Here is a 20,972-nt window from a genome sequence, read left to right on the forward strand (position 1 = left end):
GGTTGCTGTAGACAGGATGTCGGTAACGGGTGGCAGGGAGGCCACCCGTTATTTTTTAACAAAATCAGATGTTTTCTAGATCCAATCCACGGGTTTTTGGCCCGAAAATCCCCACAGATAACATCACCATCAGCATACTCAGCACGATAAAGGCGATCACCCCCTGACTGCCAGCATAGGCTAGGATCCAGCCGATAATCACACTACTGAATACCGTTGACAGGCGGCTTAAGGAGTAACAGAAGCCGACGGCACGAGCACGGATATAGGTTGGGAAGATTTCCGTCTGATAAGCGTGATAACTGAACGTTAGCCAGGCATTAGAGTAAGTGACCAGGAAACCGCAGAGGATCAACAGCAATGGTTGAGTAACGAGCGCAAACAGAGTGCCGAAAATGACGGTCATCAGCGAGGACAGAACGATCTGCCACTTATTTTCGATCCTATCTGCGTAGCGACTGCAGATCAGTGAGCCGAGCGGATAGGCCAGGGTGATGAAAAAGGCATACAGCAGACTGTGCGTCAGGGTCGTGCCTTTACCAGACAGCAGTGCTGGTAGCCAGTTGCCGAAACCAAAGAAGCCGATCGATTGGAAGAAGTTCATCACCATCAGCATCAAGGTGCGTTTACGCCATGCCGGTGCCCAGATATCACGGAATTTACCCTGACGGGGTATTGCGGTTTGCTGAGTCACTTCCTGCAAGGTCGGCGGGGTGATACCGCAGCGGATTTCCATGGCACTCAGTACCTGATGGGCTTCCTGAAGACGTCCTTGCTGCTCCAGCCAACGGGCGGATTCCGGTAGTTTACGGCGGATAGTCCAGATAATCAGTGAGCAGATCGCTCCGGCAATGATCACCCAGCGCCAGCCTTCCAGTGACAGCAGCGTCTGCGGGATCAGCCACCAGGATATCAACGCCACGGCAGGTACCGATAGAAACTGGATAAAAAAGGAGAAGGCAAAAGCACGGCTACGCAAGTGGGATGGCATCCATTCAGACAGATAAGTATCGATGGTCACCAGTTCGACCCCGAGCCCAACACCGACCAGTAGGCGGCAGAGAATGACCCCTTCAGCGGTATTCTGAAAAGCCATGATCAGGGAAAACACCCCGTACCACGCCAATGCACACATAAATGTCAGACGGCGGCCAAAACGGTCTGCATATTTTGCCAGCAAGCTGGCACCGATAAACAGCCCGAGGAAGGTGGCGGAGGCAAACGCCGCTTGATCAGAAAACCCTAAGGTACCCTCATTGCCAAGATGAAATATCTTTTCTTTCAGTAAACCTGAACTGATATATCCCGTTTCAAAGAGATCGTAGAGTTCAAAGAAACCACCAAGGGCTAATAGCGAAATAAAACTCCACAAGCTTTTACTAGAAGGTAATGCATCAATGCGGCCAGCGATTGTGGTCTTCACTGCGCGTGAATTAGCGGAATATTCTGTAGGGGGGCCTGAAACTGACATAACGAACTAACCTCAGTGATGCTGTCTAGATAATACTGTTTATCGTTTTAGTGATTTAATTATCCGGATAAACAGGGAACGAAAAAGCAGAATAGACGAAGCTAGAGAAAAAAACGAGATTAACTCAGGTTTATGGGTAGGATCTTTTTATTGCTGAGAGGTGACGCAGCTAATAACCGCGTAGGATAATAATACCGCGCTGAATAAACAGCGCGGTAAAACTAAAATTAGAAGCTGTAACCGACCACGGCGTAATACCCCCAACCGGTATTGCGAGTCGTGAAATCACCATTACCAAAGTTAAGTTGGCTGCCATCGGCCCATTGTCCGCCGTTATGGAAGTAACGAGCAACCAGCGAGTAGTGCCAGTGTGCATAGGACAGGGATAAAATATGACTGGAGGTAATCGAGTTACCGGTACGAACTGGGCCGGATTTCTCGCCGAGATCAGAATCCCAGTCAAAGTTAGTGAAGCCGATATAGGCCAGGTTACCGCCCCACAGGGTGGTCAGCGGTAACATATATTTCACCTTAAAGCGGTAACCATCCCAGCTATTCTCGTTAGCGGCACCGTAGTTCTGCCATTGATATTTCGCATAGACGTTCAGGGATAAATTCAGTTTGGTGCCGGTGTCAATATCGGTTCCCAGACCCATATACCAGGTATTTTGACGGTTCGCGTTATTTGGCCCCATGTCATAAATATAGTTGTTGGCAAAATACCATTGTTTAATCGGACCGATGGACAGGTCAGTACCGGTCAGTTTATCAATGGAAAAGCGCGGTTCAATTTCCATAAATAACGGCGAGCCTGTGCCTTTATCCCAGATACCGGTGTCATTACCGTTACCGGCGCCAAAGAATTTAGGGACATCGACGTAGCCATAAAAATCGAACCAGTCTTTATGGGCGAAGGCTTCATATTCCAGATATAAATCGTTATTCAGTTTTGGCCCAAACCGGGTGTGGTAACTACCGACAACGTTAACGCTCTGATGCCACCAGTCAGAAACATACTGTGGGGAAGTGTCTGCTGCATACGCGCTTCCGGTTACAGAGCCTACCAGAAGTGTTGCTGCCATCATTATTTTATATTTCATTTTATATTTATCGCCCGCTGAACGCTAAAAGATTATACCTGGGAGAAGGTACCGATAAAGTGAACCAAACCATACAGATAGAGCGTAACTTTACTTTTCTGTACGCAAGGATCATGCCGGATATGATACGTCACTAAAACGATAATCCTCACAGTTGTTAAAAACAGTTGCAGTCCATATCATCAATATTGTGATCTTTGTCACATTTTAAAAGCGACGCTGAGGAACTCTTTGAGTAAAAGGTAATACGGTTTATCCATTCAGTGGAAAATTTGGGTTGGCGACGGTAGATAAACTGAGCAGGAGATCTCAGTATCCGTCACTGAAAAATCCTGCGCAGCAGGGGTATTTTTAATCGATTAAACATAAGTTTTTTATATGATTAACCTGGGCAACTTGTTCAATAAAAAATTAATCACAGTCCTAAGGCAGAGCGAGAGAGAACAGTTACATCGGTGACCAGTTAGGGACAAATAGAGAGGAAGCAGCATGCAGCAGGGTGAAAATTTACTGGCGATGTTGATCTTTGCACGAATTGTCGAGCAAAGCAGCTTTAGTCAGGCTGCTCGGTTATTGGGCATTTCCACCGCGACCGTCAGTCGCGAAATTGCCGCCTTGGAAACTCGGCTGGCAATGAAGTTGCTGCACCGTACTACCCGACGGGTAACGGTAACAGAATGCGGACTGCGTTATTATCACTATTGTCAGGCGATTTCGCAGCAGCTGATGTCAGCGGATGATTTTATCCGCCAGATGCATGTTCAGCCGGAAGGACAGGTGAGGATCGTGGCGCCGGTAACCTATGGCTGTCAGGTGATCGTCCCATTGCTACAACCCTTTATGAAGCACAATATTCATGTGCATGTCGACTTAGATCTCAGTGATCGGACGCCAGACATGGTCAACGAAGATATCGATATGGCGATTGTCGTCCGCCCGCAGATGCCCGAAGAAAATAACGTTCGACCGTTATCGGACATTCATTTCGGACTTTATGCGTCAGAAGCTTATCTGGCCACCCATCCGCCGGTCAGCCATCCTAACGACCTGAGTCGTCACCCACTGCTGACTTTCCATGGTCCTGCCCATCAACCGGCATTGACCTTCCGTCAGGAAAAAAAACGGGTCCAGATCACTCCATTTAGCCGTTTTCGTGCCAATAACAGCATGGCACTGTTGACGGCAGCCGGTACTGGAGCTGGGATTGCTTGTCTACCCACCTATATGGTTGAGCAGTCACTGATGCAGGGGATCCTGCGGCCGGTGCTGGCGGAGTGGCAATTACCGGAATATCAGAGCTATATGTTACTGCGCAATTCGCAGAGCCCGTTATCCCCAGTTAGCCGATTATGCGATGTGCTGACAGAGGCGCTACGTCCCCGCTGATTATTACAATGCTGCAACAATCCGCTACAGCAGGTAAATATCTCAGCTGCTCTTCTTCTGCTGTGACTGTCAGGCTAGTCTAGTGGCTCTTTTTATTTATGGGCGGCGGAAATGACAGACAGTACAGCGAGTACAGTAGAAGGCGATATTCACTGGCGGCGTAATCTCTGGGTCTGCACGTTAGGCTCGTTTACGACTCTGATTGCAATGAGTCTATTGTTACCGTTTCTCCCCCTGTATCTGAGCTCTATGGGGGTGCACGGCACCGATAGCATTGCCTTATGGTCTGCGTTGGCCTACGGCGCGACCTTCTTCTCTGCCGCACTGACCGCGCCGATCTGGGGACGTATGGCGGACAAATACGGACGTAAGTTAATGCTGATCCGAGCCAGCCTCGGGATGGCGATAGCCATGTCACTGATGGGGATGGCGACGGCCCCTTGGCAGCTGGTGGCATTACGCTTGCTGGCGGGACTCTTGGGCGGTTACGCTTCTGGATCGATGGTAATGGTGGCTGCACAAACGCCTAAACAGAAAACCGGTTGGGCGGTGGGGATACTCTCTTCGGGGATCATGGCTGGGAATATTGCCGGGCCGTTAGTCGGGGGCTTCCTACCGGGGCTTATTGGCATCCGGGAAACCTTTTTTTTCACCGGTGCGCTTATCTTTGTGGCTTTCCTTGGCACCCTGTTTTTATTACGTGAAGAGCGTAAACCGAAAAAAACCGGCAAAGCGCCACCGCCGGTCACCGTGATCCCACAACCGGTGAAAATCATGTGGTTGTCGGGGATGTTATTGGTGTTTGCCAGCATGTCAGTCGAACCGGTGATTACGCTTTATGCTTCCCGTTTTACCGGCTCATTACAGCAGGCCACCCTGTATGCTGGGATCATTATGGCAGCGACAGCGTTAGGCAGTATTTTGGCGGCACCGCGCATTGGCGCATTAGCGGATCGTATTGGCCACTGGCGGGTACTGAGTAGCGGCTTGGTCGTGTGCGGTATTTTGCTGATCCCTCAGGCATTTGTGACGGCGATCTGGCAACTGATTGGCTTACGCTTTCTGATGGGACTAGCGTTGGGGGGAATGTTGCCCTGTATTACGGCAATTATCCGTCATCATGCTGACAACGGTAATAGTGGCAAGTTACTGGGGTATTCGACCTCGGCACAATATGTCGGCCAGGTATGCGGGCCATTATTTGGTGGCGTGGTCGCTGGCAGAGCGGGGATCCCAGCGGTATTTATTGCTACGGCGGTGGTGATGTTGCTGTCGGCGGTGGTAAATGAACGTTGGCGACGCAAGGGATTGTAATCAAAAAACCCGGCCATCGTGGCCGGGTCGTTTACCAAGGATTAGGCTGCCGCTGACGGTGTGGCAATCAGACGGCGTAACAACGGGATCAGTACCGCCAGGATCACGGCCGTGATCACCGAGCCCCAACCCAGCAGGTTGAAGATATGACTGTAACCCGGGTTGGTAAGTACTGCTGTGGTGTTACTGTTGTCAGGCATCATGCCGGAAAAGTAATCCGCCAGTACCGAGGCAACACCGGTCACCATCATCCAACTGCCCATCATCAGCCCCTGGTGTTCTCTTGGTGCCAGTTTACCGATCATCGCGTAGCCGATTGGGGAAATCAGTAGTTCGCCAATACTCTGCAGAATGTAGCTAATCACAATCCATTTGAAGGTCATCAGTCCGTTACTGCCAGCCAGTGAGATGCCCAGCGGCAGAACTAACATACCCAGACCGATAAACACCAGCGCCGCGGCAAACTGCAAGGGAATATCAATACGGAAACCTTTACCACGCAGACGGTTAAAGAACATTGCCATCAGTGGACCGCCAATGACGATGACAATGGTATTGATGTCTTGGATCCACTGCGGTGCAACCTGCCAACCATAAACATTGAGATCAATATTGTGCTCTGCAAACAGTGTCAGACCCATTGGGGCCAGCTGGTACAGTGACCAGAACACCAGCGAACCCAGCATCAGGATTAGATAGGCGCCCATACGAGAACGTTCGCCAGTAATACGGTGCTTCAGGGTTATGATGCACAGCAGAATAAAAACGGCGATACCGATAGCAATCACAAAGTAGCTGCTGACCGCGGCATAGTTCAGCATGACACGGATGATCGGCAACAGTACCAGCAGGATCACCACACCGGTAATAAAGCGTTTACGGAAGACCGCAGGGCTGACCAAAGTCAGCGGAGTGTCGCGATCTTTCAGTTGTTTCCAGAAGAGCAGTGTCGCAAGGATCGCGATGATATTGCCGAGGGTAGCGAACATAAACAGCGCTTTGTAGTTTTCATCGAGCTGGAAGTAGCCTGCAACGGTAAAACCGATGAAAAAGCCCAAGTTCATCCCAGCATAGTTCCACAGGAATGCGCTCTCGCGGCGCTCATCTTCTGGAGTGAAAAGTTGAGTCAGCATCATATTCAGGCAGGTAACATTCAGTCCGCTACCGGTTAGGAACAGGGCCAGTCCCCAGTAAAGTCCGGTCACACCGGCGCTGGCAATCAGGAAACAGCCGATTACCTGTAACACCATCCCCAGTACAAACAGGTTACGGTTACTCAGATAACGGCCACCGAGATAGCCGCCAAACAGGTGCAGACCATAGTTAAAGGCACCGAATAGGCCCATGATGGCATTCGCGGAGGAATCACTGAATCCTAACTTTTTGGTCGCATACAGCACCAAGGTGGAATACAGTACAGCAAAACCGAGTGTAGAAAAGATCTGGATAAAACACAGAGCTGCGGAGCCGCTGTTTTTTTGTTTAGATAGTTTGACTGAAGCGTCCAACGCTTTCCCCTTGCTTTAACAATTAGAATATAAACCCCGGGTTTTATCACGCCAATAGCGGCGTTTCCGGGGGCGTCAACATGCCATTTTTCGATTACCCTGACAACACCCGGATATGATTAAAAATTCATTTTTACTGCTGATAAGGCGGATAGTGGAGGAATAAATGACTAATCGTAGTATTTTTTAAGAATAAAAAAACAGTTTATATATACACATTTGTAGGCTTAAAAAAAACGACTAGACAGCTTTTTATGAACAGCAATAAACGTCAAAAGTTTTTATAAATTAAAATGTTATAACTGATAGGTACCACCATCGGTTATCAGAAAAAGGTTTAGTTATTTAATGCTATAATTTCGTGTAGGCAACACCAGCATCTTTATGCTTGCTGTGCCGTTTGCCCTTCGCGCCATCTCTCGGCAACTGTTGATGCTTCTTCTGCAGCAGTAACAGGTCGCGGATAATGAAGAAGGATCTCGCGTTGTTGTATCCGCGTCTCCTGATACTCCACGGTGAGTCTTATAGCCTCATATCCCATAAGGTAGTTTCCTGTAGTTCCCTTAATGTTATTTAGGCCGGATAAGGGTCGCTGTTGGGGGGCGGAACATTTAATATGCTGATATGAGTGATAGTCTGGCGGAAAGTGACAAGGGGACGGGGAGCATAGTTAGAAACAAGATGGAAAATTAATAAGATAAATTGATAATTTATCCGTGCCGTTGTAGGGCCGTTAAGTTCACTATGGTAAAATGCATGTTCCGCTGGAGGGGAACAGCGCCAGAGCCGGGCCAAGGAACGATGTTGAATCCTTCCTAATGAGCTCAACTCAATTTACGCACCATGCATTCGCTTAGTCAGAAGGGTTATTTTATATGACAGGGTTGGACACTGATCCCCAAACAATAAAAAACGATCGTTTCGAACTGGTGGCTATTCTGCGGACCCTGCTTAAAGAAAAGCAGCAACTCACACTGAGCTCTGAGGCTGGACCTGACTTTGAACTGCTGCGGGTTGAATCAAGCCGTATCCATCTCCGACCTATCACTGAACAGCTCGGCCCGCCGGAAGAATTAGTATTGAGTGCCGAAGGTCAGGAAGCGAAAGTCATTTTTACGCTGAGTGGTCTGCGTGAGCAGGACACTGCAGCAGGTTTGTCATGGGTAGGGGATATTGGTAATCAGTTTAATTACTATCAGCGTCGGATTAATTTGCGGGTACCGCTGCCACTGTGGAAAAACTTTACACTGACTCTGCCTGTCGCTGGGCTGAGTGCACCACAACCTTTTATTATTTACGACTTTTCCGTCGGCGGCGTTGGTGTGTATACGCCCAAGCTTTTATCTGAAAAGGTCAAAGTCGGTGCTGTCTATAAAAAAGCGCTGTTATCCCTTGGTGAATACGGCGAATTTAAAGCGAATATCGAAGTGATGGCACTGAATGACTTGGATGCTGAGCTGCCGGAATATCCAGGTTATACGCAGCGTATGTCTCTGCGTTTTACCAACCTTTCTCTGATTAATCAGCGTAACTTCCAGAAAATTGCCTACGCATTTGAAGTGAACTTTAAGCGTAAAAAGTAGTAAAACCTACTGAACGCATTCTGTTGTTTTCTCAAAACTGGCGCCTCTTTGGCGGAGACGCCATCCTTATCATTAGCGCAGCGTAAAACTGTAGCTGCCTTTGGTTTTATGTCCGTCTACTGAAAGCACATGCCAATTAACCTGATACTCGCCTTTTGCCAGCGGGGTAGTCAGCGGCAGAGTGAGGGTCGTATTTGTGGACGGCGCGGTGCTTAGCTTACCGGTTTGTACTGGGCTACCGTCAGCATGCCGTAAGTCGATACCACTGAAAGCCGGTTCCGGCTGTTCGGTAAAGGTCAGTGTTATCGACCGTGGCGCTTGGCTGAGCACGCTATGTGGAGCTGGCTCACTGGTGCTGAGGTGCGCGTGTGCCAGTGCTTGACTACTGACCAGTGACGTGACGGCCAGCAGGCCCAGCATTACCGGCAGTTTTTTTAATAGGGTCATTGTCTGTTCCTGAAAAGAGTGTATTCGCCCTCGGCAGATACATTACTGTTCTTGCTCACAAGAGGCCTAAGCATATGATAGTCAATCAGGGGCGGACCTGTGCGATCACCCGCTGGCAGTGTAATCTTTTTTTGAATTATTGTGATGATGGCGTGATGATTTTGTGGGGTAGGTTGGACTCTTCAGTAGAAGAAGGGCGGATACTGTGTATCCGCCACAGGATAATTAAAAATCGTATTGTAAAGTGACGCGGTTCTGCCAGAAATTCTTCGCATACATCGGTGAGGTCTGTACACCGAAGAAGTCATTCAGACTCAGTCCTTTCAGCACACCGTCAAAATTCCAAATCCCGTAGACCAAGTATTCAGACTGACGCAGGCTGCCGCTCGCCCCCGGAACGGTCAAATCCATCCAGCTGTAGCGGGTACCGACCGTCAGATGCGGATTATAAATATAATTCAGACTAGTCGCCCAGGCGTTGCCATTACCCAGATCCTGAGTACTGGTGAAGAATGGCTGTGCAAAGTACGGGCCCGAGGACGCATTATGCGCATAAGGGGTGACCAGAGGATACTGGTAGCCATTGGCATTGTTGGACAGATAATCATAGCCGAGGCTCCAGCTTAACTGTGGCAGCAGGCTCAGAGAAACCTGCCAGCCAATGCTGTTGCTGTTAACCGGACCGGCCAGGTTTTTGCCATTACCCGTGCCACGGATATATTGTAGGCCAAGGTCCGGAGCCATCGGGAAGTTATCCCAACGGGAATGGCCTTCGGTGTAGAAAATATTGCTGTAATCACTGTAGCTCTGGTACCAAACAACCCCTTTGAGGTGTGCTGTACCCGCATCGAGATGGTGTCCAGCACCCACTGACCACATGCCGGACGTTGATTCTTGGGTATCATACATGGTGTAGCGGCCTTGGGTATCGCTGCCCCATGGCTTGTAACGGAATACTTTGGTGGCACGCAGGAAATCCTCTCCCTGACCGTACTGCATATCTACCGCTTGGTAGAGCATTGGGGTGATACGCCAATCATAATTACCAAGGAAAGGCAGATCTAACTGCTGGTTTCCGGCAGTAATACGAAAATTATCTCCCTGCCATTGCAGCCAAGCCTCACCGATATTGGTCTGGTTATCAGCCAGTTCAGATACTGTCTGGTCTGGATTTCCGTGATCAATACCGCGTACAAATAGGCCACTGACCCCGAGGTTAAAGCCGTCAAACGGAGCGGTTTCATATTTCAGAAAGCCACCGTAGCTGACGGTATCCTGATTATAGTGATCGACGAAGTAAGCATTGTGGGTGGAGTAGTACAGAGAGCGGACACTGCCACTGACCTTACCTTTGGTGAAGATTTCGCTGAAATCATTGGCCGTTGCGGTATTGTCGGTGGCATGAGCCAGTGCCGGTGCCAGAGAAGCAGCCAGTAAACCCGCGCCCATCAGGCCCTGCCAACCATGAGAACGCGACGGCTGAAAAGTCTTGTGCATAAGTTATTCACCTTAAAAAGTAAAACCATTTTTTATTATCTGGCGATTGCATTCTGCAACCTGCCGAGGATTTTTATAAAGCTACCAGCTTCTTGGCTGCCTGCCGGTGGCGAGCCATTAATGCTTCGGTATCCAGTCCCGCAATGTCGCCGTCTGTGACCCGCCATTCACCGCCAATCATGACTCGGTCAGCACGCTCAGCCCCGCAGAGCAGTAGGGCGGCCAGTGGGTCGTGACTGCCGCTGAAACGCAGTTCATCCAGCCGGTAGAGGGCAAGATCTGCTTGTTTGCCTACTGCTATTTGGCCGATATCTTCCCGTCCCAGAGCCCGCGCACCGCCCAGGGTTGCCCAACCGAGTACCCGCTGCGGCGTGATCTCGTTGGCACCGTAACGTAAACGTTGTAGGTAAAGGGTCTGACGGGCTTCATACATCATATTGGAGGCATCATTGGAGGCCGAACCATCCACACCAAGGCTGATTACTGCTCCAGCTTGCTCCAGTTCGCGGGTTCGACAGATCCCGGATGCCAGCCGCATATTCGACACTGGACAGTGACAGATAGCCGCTCCCGCTGTACCAAGACGGGCGATTTCATCCTCATTGAAATGGATACCGTGGGCCAGCCAAGTGCGGTCGCTGAGCCAACCGACGGACTCGAGATAGTCAACGGTTCTTAGGCCGAAGCGTTGCTGGCAGAAGGTTTCTTCATCCAAGGTTTCCGCTAGATGCGTGTGTAATCTGACGTCCTGTTCTTCTGCCAGCGCGGCACTGGCACGCATGATTTCGGTGGTCACTGAGAACGGTGAGCAGGGGGCTAGCGCAATTTGGATGCGAGCACCGTCACCGCGCTGATGGTAACGGGCGATTAACCGTTCGCTGTCCTGCAGGATAGTCTCTGCATCTTGCACGGTTTGTTCCGGCGGCAGACCGCCGGATGCCTGCCCGAGGCTCATCGAGCCACGGGTTAGCATGGCACGCATGCCGAGACGATTCACGACAGCGACTTCAATATCGATTGCCTCCTCCATTCCTTGGGGAAACAGGTAGTGATGATCGCTGGTGGTGGTACATCCGGACAGCAACAGCTCTGCCATCGCCACTTCGGTGGCCAGTGCTAATGCTTCCGGTGTCAGACGTGCCCAGACTGGATAAAGCTGTTGCAGCCAGGGAAAGAGTGGTTCACTGACCACGGGTCCCCAGGCGCGGGTCAGGGTCTGATAAAAGTGATGGTGGGTATTAATCAGTCCCGGTAGCAACACATGTTCCCGGGCATCAAAGATCTGATCACAGGGACTGGACGGCTGCTGGCCGGCTGCCAGTACTTCAGCGATTTGACCTCCCTCTATCACTAGGCCGCCGCGGGCATCTGCCTGTGTGGCGGTAAAACAGGCCAGCGGGTGTTTGATCCACAGTCGAGTCACAGAAACGGGGTGCTCAGACATGCTTCTCTCCTGACAGTGCGGCGGTTTCAGGGCTAGCGGCCGTCACCGGAATGGCTTTCTTACCTCTGGAACGTGGCAGGATAAGGTTCAGTAGGATGGCCAGTATACCGCCACTAGTGATAGCGCTTTGCAGCAGGGTACGGGCAAAAGCGGGCAGTTGTTTGATCACATCTGGCTGCGCTTCAATCCCCAGCCCAACACCGAAGGCAATAGCAATAATCAACATACCGCGGCTATCGATCGGTTCACGGGTCATAATACGGATCCCGGCGGCGACGACATTTCCAAACATGACTAAGGTAGCCCCACCCAGCACTGGATTAGGCAGTTGTTCGATCGCATGGCTGAAGCCCGGCAACAAGCCCAGCAGCACAAATAACCCTCCTATCCAGAAGCCGGCATAACGGCTAGCGACCTGAGTCATTTGGATAACACCGTTATTTTGAGCAAAGGTGGTATTTGGGAATGAGGAGAACACGGCGGCTAACAGACAGCTGACGCCATCGCCAAGAATGCCGCCTCTAATACGTTGTTCAAACTCGGGACCTTCAACCGGCTGCTTAGACAGCATACAGTTAGCGGTCAGGTCGCCGACAGTTTCGATAATCGAAATCAGGGCCACCAGCGCAATCGGGATAAAAACACTCATATTAAAGCCAATACCAAAACGGAAAGGCATCGGCACAGCCAGCCAAGAGCCGTTGAAACTGAATTGCGGATGAAAACTGCCGGTTAGCCAAGCCACCACACTACCTGCAATGATACCGGTCACAATGCCGGAGAGCCGTAACCACGGGGAGCGACTGCAGTTCATCAATACGATCACCATCAGAGTCAGGGCACCAATTCCCAGATTTTTGGGCGAGCCGAAATCCGCCGCACCAAAGCCACCCGCCCAATCAGTGATACTGACTTTGATCAGGCTAATACCGATCAGGACGATCACCGTGCCAGTGACCAGCGGGGTCAGCAGCCGTGAAAAGAGATGGATAAAGCGGCTTACCAATAGCGGGATCACCGATGCCACTAGGTTGCAGCCAAAGATCATCGCCAACATCTGCTCCGGGGCCGCGCCTTGGCCTTTGAGTAGCAGACCTCCAGAGATAATCACTCCGAGAAAGGCAAAGCTGGTGCCTTGCAGGCAGATCATTCCAGCACCGATAGAGAAAAAACGCCCTGCCTGTAAGAAGGTGCCGAGGCCAGAGGCAAATAGCGACATACTGATCAAGTAAGGGAGATATTGATTTAGGCCGAGAGTACTGCCAATGATCAGCGGAGGGGTGATGACGCCGACAATACTGGCCAACATATGTTGAATAGCAGTAAATAAAGCAGGAACAGTCGGTATTTTTTCATTAAGACCGTACATCAGGCCAGTATCGCGCTGGTCACTCATCAGATTAGCTCCGCAAGAAACAAAAGTTTTATTTCTTAGCAAGTTTCAGGCCATTTCCAGATAGTCATAAAACAGCTAGGGATGAACGTCTGTTAACTTACGGTTAGTTAAGAAAATTTCCACAATGTCTTTTCTGAAACATCCGGTGCAGATTTTTATAATTTTGGTTTTTTTTATCATATAACCGCAGTAATGCACCATAATAGGTCGAGGTGATTCAGGGGTGTGCAACGAAAGTTGCAGAAGATAGCGGTACTGTTCAGTCCAGCACAATAAGCTTGGTGCTCTTCCTGTACGCTTTTTGTGCAGTCTAGTCGTTAGAGTGGTGTGAGAGAGGGATAGAGGAAAACGCCCTCCGTGAACGGAGGGCGTTACTCTTAGAAATGGATAACGGTACGGATAGATTTACCTTCGTGCATCAGATCGAAGGCCTTGTTGATATCGCCCAAGCCCATAGTGTGGGTAACAAATGGCGCCAGATCGATTTTGCCTTTCATTGAGTCTTCAACCATTCCCGGTAACTGGGTACGGCCTTTAACACCACCGAAAGCTGAGCCTTTCCACACACGCCCAGTGACCAGTTGGAACGGACGGGTAGAGATTTCCTGTCCGGCACCCGCGACCCCGATGATCACGGACTGACCCCAGCCACGGTGGGCACTTTCCAAGGCGGCGCGCATCACATTGACGTTACCAATACATTCAAAGGTGTGATCAACACCCCATTTAGTCATCTCAATCAGCACCTGCTGAATAGGCTTGTCATAGTCGTTGGGATTGATGAAATCAGTCGCACCAAACTGTTCGGCGAGCTTAAATTTTTCTGGATTGGTATCGATGGCAAAAATACGGCCAGCTTTTGCCTGACGTGCCCCCTGAACCACTGCCAGACCAATTCCGCCCAGCCCGAAGACGGCTACAGAATCCCCTTCCTGAACTTTAGCGGTGTTATGCACGGCACCGATACCGGTGGTGACACCACAGCCTAGCAGGCAGACGTGCTCCGGATTAGACTGAGGATTAATTTTTGCCAGCGAAACCTCAGAAACGACGGTATATTCGCTGAAGGTTGAGCAACCCATGTAGTGATAGAGTGGCTCACCATTGTAGGAGAAGCGGGAGGTGCCATCTGGCATAACCCCTTTACCTTGAGTTTCACGAACCGCTACACAGAGGTTAGTTTTACCGGATTTACAGAAGTCACACTCGCGGCATTCAGCGGTGTATAGCGGGATCACATGGTCGCCGACCTCAACGCTGGTGACACCTTCCCCCAGTTCGACAACCACTCCAGCTCCTTCATGGCCGAGTACCACCGGGAACAGACCTTCCGGGTCATCGCCAGAAAGGGTAAAGGCATCGGTATGACAGACACCGCTGTGGGTGATCTTAATCAGCACTTCACCTTTCTTAGGTGGTGCGACATCAATTTCAACAATTTCAAGAGGTTTGCCCGGACCAAAGGCAACGGCTGCACGAGATTTCATAATCTGTTTTCCTGTAATAAATGACGGGAACGGCTATTTAAGATAAGCGCGAACCAACTCGATGGTATCGTTAACCGAAGTATTAAGCTGCCGGCTATCGGCTTCACTCTCTTCGAAGGTTTCACGGATATGGCTTTCCAGTACTTCGGCCATCAGCCCGTTGACGGCACCGCGGACCGCTGCAATCTGTTGCAGTATTGCCCGGCATTCAGAACCTTCATCCAGAGCCCGTTCTAAGGCATCAATCTGGCCCCGAATACGTCTGACACGGGTCAGGGTTTTCTTTTTGGCTTCAGGGGTAGAGGGCATGATCACGACTCACAGTAAGATATCAGCACTCAATATACTATATGGGGGTATAGTATGTGAAGGGCACGATAATAGTTTTTACTTATTGGATGATTTGGGTGAAGGGGAGCGATTGGGATGCGCCTAAACGCTGCTGTCGGGCTGAAACTGGTGAAATCACCGTTAATGAGAAAAATAATCGCTGAGGCCATTATCCTTTCAACATTAATACAAAGGGCAATTATCAGGGGTTCATTAATGTTTATGGGATGAATCATAAATGTCTTTCGTTAGTGGGCTGACAGTAATGGAATATATTTTCTAATAAATAATTAAACTATCTATAGATAAATTATTGCTTTTCCATAAGATTGCCTTTTTTAATTAACACTGTTATTTTTTAATAAAATAACAGTGTTAATTATTTTAAAAATAGCTCACGGTATTCTGATGGCTTCAATAAGCAATAAAAAGAAATTAGGTTTTTTGACTCGACTCCTAGATAATACTACGGCAGAAGAGCGTTATCGTATCGCACTGGAACAGATTATCCTGGCAGAGAAATTGGGTTACGATAATGCATGGATTGCTCAGCATCATTTTGACCGCGATGAAGGCGGTCTACCTTCTCCATTTGTCTTCCTTGCCGCAGCTGGACAGGCTACCCAAAATATTACGTTAGGCACTGCGGTTATTACGCTTTCATTTGAGAATCCGCTGCGGGTTATTGAGGATGCGACTGTACTTAATCTGATGCATAACCAGCGTCTTGAATTAGGACTCGGTAGTGGTGCGACTGATGCGACCTTTGCAGGCTTTGGACTGCATGCGGAAAACCGCCGCGACATCTTTACTGAGCACTTCACCCGTTTCCAAGAAATTTTGGACAATAAACAGCAATTATATCCGGTGCCGGATAAACTGAGCCAAAAAACCTGGCTGGCAACCTTCTCAACCCAGGGAGCAGCCTTAGCCGGAGCGGCCGGATATGGTCTGATGTTATCCCGCACCCAACCAAGAGTTAAAGGAAGTGAGCAATCACTTACTGAGATGCAGCACCGGATTATTGATCACTATCTAGCGGCATTACCGGTAGGTGCAGAGCCACGGATAATGGTTTCTCGCACCGTGTTGGTGGTAGATGAAAATAGTGAAGGTCAGCAGTGGCTTAATGACTTTATCCGGCAGTTTGAACAGAAATATGCCGATCCAGCATCGCAAAATTACTATGCATTAAATGAATTTACTACCTTAAAAGACGCGTACTATGGGACTCCTGAGCAAGTAAAAGTATTGCTGGCAGAAGACAGCGTGCTAGAGCGCGCCACGCATATTGCCTTCCAGTCACACACGATTGAACCAGATTATAAAGTAAGTAATCGCTCACTTGAGCTACTGATGCAGCATGTTGTGAAAGATCTGGGTTGGAAAGGATAATGGGACAAGACATCCTATTTTCCGCACAGGCGTTGACCCGCCGGATTGGCGACGCTGTGATCCTGGACAGAGTATCACTTGAGGCCAAGAAGGGAGATATTATCACCCTCATTGGTCCGAGTGGTTCGGGGAAGACCACGTTTTTGAGGGCCCTTAATCTGCTTTCTCCGGCGGACAGCGGAGAACTGACGATTTCTGGTTCTACTATCAACTTTGAGCGTTACAGTAAAAAACAGGAAATCAATATCCGCAGAAAAACCGGGATGGTTTTTCAGAGTTATAATCTGTTCAATAATCTGACTGCATTGCAGAACATTAGTGAAGGGATTATTTACGGTAAAAAAATACCTGCTAATCAGGCGACGGAGATCGCGGAAAAATATCTGAATGATGTTGGCTTGGCCGATAAAGCTCAGCATTATCCGATAAATTTATCTGGGGGGCAAAAACAACGAATTGGTATTGCTCGAGCACTGGCATTACAACCGGAAGTCTTATTACTGGATGAGCCAACCTCAGCGCTGGACCCAGAAAATATTGGTGGTGTTTTGCAATTGATCAGGAAGATTGCTGCTGCTGGTCAGACGATGATTATTTCAACTCACGAATTTTCTTTTGCGGAAAAAATCTCTGACAGAGTAGTTTTTATGGAAGCAGGAAAGATCATTGAAGCGGATACGCCACAGATTATTTTTCATGATGCTCGACATGAAAGAACCCGCCATTTTGTGAATAAAATAAAGCATTACTGATATGAAATCATTCGCAGAGGTTTTTCTTAAACTCGTGTTTGGTCTGGGAACCACCCTAGAAATTATTCTGTTTTCCGTACTTAGCGGTGTTGGGCTTGCCCTACTTCTGTTATCGCTTAGAACCTGCCCGTACGTCGGTAAACCACTTTATCGGTTGTATACGGAGGTCATGAGGGCATCACCAATCCCGATAATGATCTTGCTGTTTTACTTTGGCGGGAAGTCTGTACTACAACACTGGGGGATTGATATCTCGACGGTCAACGATAGCTGGTATGCCGTTGCGGCTATCGGCACTATTGCCGCAGCCTATTTCGCGGAAATTATTCGTTCCGGTATTCAGTCTGTTGAAAGTGGGCAGAGGGAAGCTATCACCGCCTGTAATATTCCTCCATTGACCGGTTTTCTCAGAATTATTCTGCCTCAGGCCTGTGTGATCTCGATAGGAAATTTCGGTAATTTACTGATAACCATAGTTAAAATGACATCAGTTGTGAATTTGGTAGGTATTAATGATGTGTTTGGCTTGGCAAAGCGTATCTCGAATGTCAGTTACGGAATGCTGCAAATTCAGGCTTTCCTTAGCACTTTATTAATTTATTGGCTTCTGAGTATGCTGATCAGCGCTGTGCTGCACATTCTAGAAAAAAAATATCAGGTCATTGCAGGTAAGCAGTATGGATAAGTCATTTCTCTTTTCATCGACACCTTTTATCCTGAGCGGCCTGGGTGAAACGCTCACTATTATTTTCATCTCGCTATGTCTTGCACTTATAGCCGGCGGTACAGTATGTGTCATCAGCTTGAATGTGACCCATAAGCTGGTGCAAAAAATACTGTTTTTATTTCTTTCTTTGACGCGATCGGTTCCAGTTATTGTATTGATGTATATGATGTTTTATACGCTCCCTTATATTTTGGTAGCAGTGCTGGGAAGCATTAATATACATGGGATTTCTGCCTGGCAACTGAAATTACCTGCGACGATTGCAGCGATTGCATCGCTAGTTTTTGTCTATAGCGGGTATTTTTCTGAGTTTTTCCGTTCCGCGTGGCTGTCGGTCGATCACGGACAGCTGGAAGCTGCAAAAACCGTTAACCTGCCACGACTCAGTAGTTTCAGACGGATCATTTTCCCGCAGATGATGGCGAATAACAGCCCTGCCTTTTGTAATGTTATTATGGATTTAATTAAAGACTCAGCATTGGCCTCCACTCTCGGCGTTATGGATGTCATCACTAAATCGAATATCATTTCAGCCCAGACTTTTAATTATGTTGGCTCCTACCTGATTGTGTATGTTTTATTTACAGTGATGGGTATTATTTTTTCTAGAACCGTAGATACTTTGATTAAAAAGACCTTCGTAAAATATTAAGGGAAAAATTATGTCATTCAAAAAAATACTGGCCGGTACCATTATTTTATCCGGGCTCACGTTATCAGCATTTTCTCAGGCTAGCTCTGTACCAAAGAACGTGAATGTTGCATTGGATAATAATAATTATCCTTTTTCATTCACAGATGAAAATGGACATATCTCAGGTTATGATGGTGATCTGCTTAGAATTATCCAGAAGAAACTGCCGGAGTATAAATTTACCTTCAGCAGCGTCTCTCAGGATGCGATTCTTACCGGACTGAAAACCGGAGCTTATGATCTCTCTGCCAACCATTTTTACTTGAATAAAGACCGTGCGAAAAGCTTTGATTATTCTCATCAGCCTACCGGGATCAGTGACTTACGGCTGATTGTCAGGAAGGGCGATAACAGTATAAATTCTCTAGATGATATTGCGAAAAAACACAAAAAACTAAACCCGATTAATGTCAATGATGCCCGCTATACGGTTATCGAACAGTATAATGAAACGCATCCGTCAACGCCGATCACGCTGACACCATCAGGCGAAGAAACCGCACTAGATATGTTCCGCTCGGTAGAGTCCGGGGAATATGACGCGGCGATCTATCCGATTGGGGGGTATCTTTCTTTGATTAAGAAAGTGCCGCTCAATATTAAAGCGTCAGCGACTATAGGACTGTTCCCGACGGTCGTATTGTATAAAAAAGGCGAAGATGCAACGCTGATCAGTAAAGTAGATAACATTCTAGTTTCGTTGAAGAAAGATGGTACATTGGCGAAGCTTTCTGAGAAGTGGTATCAAGAGAATGTCTATACCCTGCCTGGTGCGGATAAGGTGAAGGTTAGCAACGATCTTTAACTGGATAGCGCGAGCAACCCCTGAAACCCAAGTGGGTTTCAGGGGACAAGGACTAACTTTCCTGTTCGATGTGATTGACTTCAATATCAATATCTTGGATCACTGATTCAAGTTCATCCAGCAGTTTTCCCTGTAATGTCAGCAAATTATTAATCCGTTCGGCGTAGTCTTTATTTTTATGCTCACCGGCATCAAAGGCCAGCCACTGGGCTGAAAGCGTCTCGGTATTGGTCTGCGCGTAGTGGCGCATTTCTTTCAGCTGTGAAGTCACATCGGTTAAAAACTCAGTCGTTGTTTTTTGAGTTTCTGCGTTACTCATATTTACCTCATAATCGCTGATTTAATTTGTCTTACAGATATAACTGTAGGATAAATTAATGATTATTCCTTAGGAATAATCGTATAAATAACTTTAAACTTTATGTTGCGGCTGGATTTATTATAAAGGTTTAAAATTAAGTTACTGAGATGAATACAGTTAATAGGGTCGTGATTATTAAAAAACTCTATTTATTCAGATATTATCACCGACTGAAACTAAACCGACCACCGGTATTTAATCTCTCAATAGAAGATGGCCATAGTTTTGGCGTGGTTAGGATCGGTGGTCCTTTTGCCAATAGAGTGGCTCACCGAAAGCTGTCATAAAATAATCAATAACGGCCCTGACCTTTAACGGTGGATGGCGAGAGTCCGGATAGAGTGCCGCAATGTGTAATGGCTCGGTGGTGATTGAGGCTGTGTAGGCGGGCATGATCCCAACCAACTCACCGGACTGAAGTTTATCTCCCAGCAACCAGTCGGGAAACAGTACGATACCCATGCCCTGTAATGCTGCGATCAGCAGTGTCTCAGCATTATTTGAGGTCAGTCGAGGGGATAGCGGATAGTGGACCCATTCCTGTTGTGGCTGGCGAAACAGCCATCGGTTGGGGCCAGAAGAACCACGGTAAACCAGACAATCATGTTCAGCGAGTTGTTCTGGCGTCTGCGGTGAACCATGCTGTTTAAGGTAATCTGGCGAGGCCGCCAGATAATAATGCTGTGTGCCGAAAATGCGAGCATGATAAGAAGAATCGGTGAGCGTGCCGATACGAAAAATAACATCGGTCGCTTCTTTATGTGGGTCGATGTAATCATCGGTCTGAGTCAGTTCGATATCTAACTGAGGATAGCGAGCCGACAATGCCGCTATCTGTGGGGCGATATGGCGCTGACCAAAAAAAACCGGCGCATTAATCCTCACTAGGCCGGACGGCTCGCGGGTGCCTTCTTCCATGCTGCGGCGGGCTTCTTCCAATTGTTGTAAGGTTTGTCTTACCGCTATCGCAAACTGGCGGCCATTTTCGGTGGGGATAATGGCACGGGTGTTGCGGTAAAATAGCTGTTGGCCCACGCTATCTTCCAACTGATGGATCATCCGTGAGACTTGGGAAGGTGAGATCCCCTCGTGGCGGGCGACCACCGAAAAATTCAATGCTTCACACACATCGATGAATAATTTAAGAGAACGCAGACTAATATCGCTGAGATGAGTCATTGATGCACTTCCTGCACAGGTGTTTATCTTATTATGGCATTTTTCTCATCATAGCCATACGTTATCCTGTACCTCCATAAAATCAAAAGAGATGTG

At 48.3% G+C, this 20,972-nt stretch carries 19 protein-coding genes; 8 read left to right on the forward strand and 11 right to left on the reverse strand.

Translation table 11 applies throughout. The annotated features are described in order from the left end of the window. Window positions 1–64 precede the first annotated feature (64 nt). Window positions 65–1,471: an MFS transporter gene (locus DW47_RS0111095; RefSeq protein WP_029686493.1), complete on the reverse strand. Its 1,407-nt coding sequence runs from the start codon at window positions 1,469–1,471 to the stop codon at window positions 65–67. Between the two features lie 227 nt (window positions 1,472–1,698). Continuing rightward, complete coding sequence (locus tag DW47_RS0111100; RefSeq protein WP_029686494.1) at window positions 1,699–2,571, reverse strand: nucleoside-specific channel-forming protein Tsx; 873 nt, start codon at window positions 2,569–2,571, stop codon at window positions 1,699–1,701. Between the two features lie 489 nt (window positions 2,572–3,060). On the opposite strand from DW47_RS0111100, the gene DW47_RS0111105 reads away from it, so the two are divergent. Both DW47_RS0111105 and DW47_RS0111110 read left to right on the forward strand, forming a co-directional pair. Next, a complete protein-coding gene (locus DW47_RS0111105) occupies window positions 3,061–3,957 on the forward strand; it encodes a LysR family transcriptional regulator (protein ID WP_029686495.1) in 897 nt (298 codons plus the stop codon). A 111-nt stretch (window positions 3,958–4,068) separates the two neighbouring features. After that, the gene (locus DW47_RS0111110) at window positions 4,069–5,271 is read left to right on the forward strand and encodes an MFS transporter (RefSeq protein WP_051150910.1); all 1,203 of its coding nucleotides are present in this window, start codon (window positions 4,069–4,071) and stop codon (window positions 5,269–5,271) included. Between the two features lie 41 nt (window positions 5,272–5,312). On the opposite strand, the gene DW47_RS0111115 is transcribed toward DW47_RS0111110, so the two are convergent. Next, window positions 5,313–6,779 (reverse strand): peptide MFS transporter, encoded by a 1,467-nt coding sequence (locus tag DW47_RS0111115; RefSeq protein ID WP_029686497.1) that lies wholly within the window; start codon window positions 6,777–6,779, stop codon window positions 5,313–5,315. An 875-nt stretch (window positions 6,780–7,654) separates the two neighbouring features. On the opposite strand from DW47_RS0111115, the gene DW47_RS0111125 reads away from it, so the two are divergent. Next, entirely contained in the window at window positions 7,655–8,362 is a 708-nt protein-coding gene (locus DW47_RS0111125; protein WP_029686498.1) for a PilZ domain-containing protein, read from the forward strand. A 72-nt stretch (window positions 8,363–8,434) separates the two neighbouring features. Here the strand turns inward: DW47_RS0111125 and copC are convergent, their stop codons facing one another. The 6 genes from copC to frmR form a co-directional block, all read right to left on the reverse strand. Further along, window positions 8,435–8,809 (reverse strand): copper homeostasis periplasmic binding protein CopC, encoded by a 375-nt coding sequence (gene copC / locus DW47_RS0111130; protein ID WP_051150911.1) that lies wholly within the window; start codon window positions 8,807–8,809, stop codon window positions 8,435–8,437. 225 nt (window positions 8,810–9,034) lie between these two features. Next, the gene (locus DW47_RS0111135; protein WP_241430732.1) at window positions 9,035–10,306 is read right to left on the reverse strand and encodes a TonB-dependent receptor; all 1,272 of its coding nucleotides are present in this window, start codon (window positions 10,304–10,306) and stop codon (window positions 9,035–9,037) included. A 73-nt stretch (window positions 10,307–10,379) separates the two neighbouring features. Continuing rightward, a complete protein-coding gene (locus DW47_RS0111140) occupies window positions 10,380–11,750 on the reverse strand; it encodes an 8-oxoguanine deaminase (protein WP_029686501.1) in 1,371 nt (456 codons plus the stop codon). Further along, window positions 11,743–13,146 (reverse strand): nucleobase:cation symporter-2 family protein, encoded by a 1,404-nt coding sequence (locus tag DW47_RS0111145; RefSeq protein ID WP_051150912.1) that lies wholly within the window; start codon window positions 13,144–13,146, stop codon window positions 11,743–11,745. Before DW47_RS0111145 ends, DW47_RS0111140 begins: the two co-directional genes overlap by 8 nt. Before the next feature lie 377 nt (window positions 13,147–13,523). Next, the gene (locus DW47_RS0111150; RefSeq protein ID WP_029686503.1) at window positions 13,524–14,633 is read right to left on the reverse strand and encodes an S-(hydroxymethyl)glutathione dehydrogenase/class III alcohol dehydrogenase; all 1,110 of its coding nucleotides are present in this window, start codon (window positions 14,631–14,633) and stop codon (window positions 13,524–13,526) included. Window positions 14,634–14,666: 33 nt separating this feature from the next. Then, a complete protein-coding gene (gene frmR, locus DW47_RS0111155; protein WP_029686504.1) occupies window positions 14,667–14,942 on the reverse strand; it encodes a formaldehyde-responsive transcriptional repressor FrmR in 276 nt (91 codons plus the stop codon). A 393-nt stretch (window positions 14,943–15,335) separates the two neighbouring features. Here frmR and DW47_RS0111165 point away from each other — a divergent pair, with 393 nt between their 5' ends. From DW47_RS0111165 to DW47_RS0111185, 5 genes are read left to right on the forward strand one after another with little or no spacing between them, the layout of a single operon-like run. Then, window positions 15,336–16,358, forward strand: coding sequence for an LLM class flavin-dependent oxidoreductase (locus DW47_RS0111165; protein WP_241430734.1), 1,023 nt, complete (start codon window positions 15,336–15,338; stop codon window positions 16,356–16,358). Further along, window positions 16,358–17,110 carry an amino acid ABC transporter ATP-binding protein gene (locus tag DW47_RS0111170; RefSeq protein ID WP_051150913.1) on the forward strand — a complete coding sequence of 251 codons (753 nt, stop codon included), beginning with the start codon at window positions 16,358–16,360 and terminating at the stop codon, window positions 17,108–17,110. The genes DW47_RS0111165 and DW47_RS0111170 overlap by 1 nt, the downstream gene beginning before the upstream one ends. Window position 17,111: 1 nt before the next feature. Continuing rightward, window positions 17,112–17,795 carry an ABC transporter permease subunit gene (locus DW47_RS0111175; protein ID WP_029686507.1) on the forward strand — a complete coding sequence of 228 codons (684 nt, stop codon included), beginning with the start codon at window positions 17,112–17,114 and terminating at the stop codon, window positions 17,793–17,795. Next, entirely contained in the window at window positions 17,788–18,489 is a 702-nt protein-coding gene (locus DW47_RS0111180) for an amino acid ABC transporter permease (protein ID WP_029686508.1), read from the forward strand. The genes DW47_RS0111175 and DW47_RS0111180 overlap by 8 nt, the downstream gene beginning before the upstream one ends. A 10-nt stretch (window positions 18,490–18,499) precedes the next feature. After that, window positions 18,500–19,336 (forward strand): transporter substrate-binding domain-containing protein, encoded by an 837-nt coding sequence (locus DW47_RS0111185; RefSeq protein ID WP_029686509.1) that lies wholly within the window; start codon window positions 18,500–18,502, stop codon window positions 19,334–19,336. A 52-nt stretch (window positions 19,337–19,388) separates the two neighbouring features. Here the strand turns inward: DW47_RS0111185 and DW47_RS0111190 are convergent, their stop codons facing one another. Both DW47_RS0111190 and DW47_RS0111195 read right to left on the reverse strand, forming a co-directional pair. Next, window positions 19,389–19,655 (reverse strand): hypothetical protein, encoded by a 267-nt coding sequence (locus DW47_RS0111190; RefSeq protein ID WP_029686510.1) that lies wholly within the window; start codon window positions 19,653–19,655, stop codon window positions 19,389–19,391. Between the two features lie 276 nt (window positions 19,656–19,931). Continuing rightward, window positions 19,932–20,876 (reverse strand): LysR family transcriptional regulator, encoded by a 945-nt coding sequence (locus DW47_RS0111195; protein ID WP_029686511.1) that lies wholly within the window; start codon window positions 20,874–20,876, stop codon window positions 19,932–19,934. Between the last annotated feature and the right edge of the window lie 96 nt (window positions 20,877–20,972).

It is taken from the genome of Tatumella saanichensis, assembly GCF_000439375.1.
GTDB classification, from domain to species: domain Bacteria; phylum Pseudomonadota; class Gammaproteobacteria; order Enterobacterales; family Enterobacteriaceae; genus Tatumella; species Tatumella saanichensis.

Coding starts and splice junctions, on each gene's coding strand:
- DW47_RS0111180 (WP_029686508.1), top strand. CDS start 17,788: ATGGATAAGTCATTTCTCTTTTCATCGACACCTTTTATCCTGAGCGGC.
- frmR (WP_029686504.1), bottom strand. CDS start 14,942: ATGCCCTCTACCCCTGAAGCCAAAAAGAAAACCCTGACCCGTGTCAGA.
- DW47_RS0111185 (WP_029686509.1), top strand. CDS start 18,500: ATGTCATTCAAAAAAATACTGGCCGGTACCATTATTTTATCCGGGCTC.
- DW47_RS0111125 (WP_029686498.1), top strand. CDS start 7,655: ATGACAGGGTTGGACACTGATCCCCAAACAATAAAAAACGATCGTTTC.
- DW47_RS0111195 (WP_029686511.1), bottom strand. CDS start 20,876: ATGACTCATCTCAGCGATATTAGTCTGCGTTCTCTTAAATTATTCATC.
- DW47_RS0111135 (WP_241430732.1), bottom strand. CDS start 10,306: ATGCACAAGACTTTTCAGCCGTCGCGTTCTCATGGTTGGCAGGGCCTG.
- DW47_RS0111140 (WP_029686501.1), bottom strand. CDS start 11,750: ATGTCTGAGCACCCCGTTTCTGTGACTCGACTGTGGATCAAACACCCG.
- DW47_RS0111175 (WP_029686507.1), top strand. CDS start 17,112: ATGAAATCATTCGCAGAGGTTTTTCTTAAACTCGTGTTTGGTCTGGGA.
- DW47_RS0111105 (WP_029686495.1), top strand. CDS start 3,061: ATGCAGCAGGGTGAAAATTTACTGGCGATGTTGATCTTTGCACGAATT.
- DW47_RS0111095 (WP_029686493.1), bottom strand. CDS start 1,471: ATGTCAGTTTCAGGCCCCCCTACAGAATATTCCGCTAATTCACGCGCA.
- DW47_RS0111170 (WP_051150913.1), top strand. CDS start 16,358: ATGGGACAAGACATCCTATTTTCCGCACAGGCGTTGACCCGCCGGATT.
- DW47_RS0111110 (WP_051150910.1), top strand. CDS start 4,069: ATGACAGACAGTACAGCGAGTACAGTAGAAGGCGATATTCACTGGCGG.
- DW47_RS0111190 (WP_029686510.1), bottom strand. CDS start 19,655: ATGAGTAACGCAGAAACTCAAAAAACAACGACTGAGTTTTTAACCGAT.
- DW47_RS0111145 (WP_051150912.1), bottom strand. CDS start 13,146: ATGAGTGACCAGCGCGATACTGGCCTGATGTACGGTCTTAATGAAAAA.
- DW47_RS0111150 (WP_029686503.1), bottom strand. CDS start 14,633: ATGAAATCTCGTGCAGCCGTTGCCTTTGGTCCGGGCAAACCTCTTGAA.
- copC (WP_051150911.1), bottom strand. CDS start 8,809: ATGACCCTATTAAAAAAACTGCCGGTAATGCTGGGCCTGCTGGCCGTC.
- DW47_RS0111100 (WP_029686494.1), bottom strand. CDS start 2,571: ATGAAATATAAAATAATGATGGCAGCAACACTTCTGGTAGGCTCTGTA.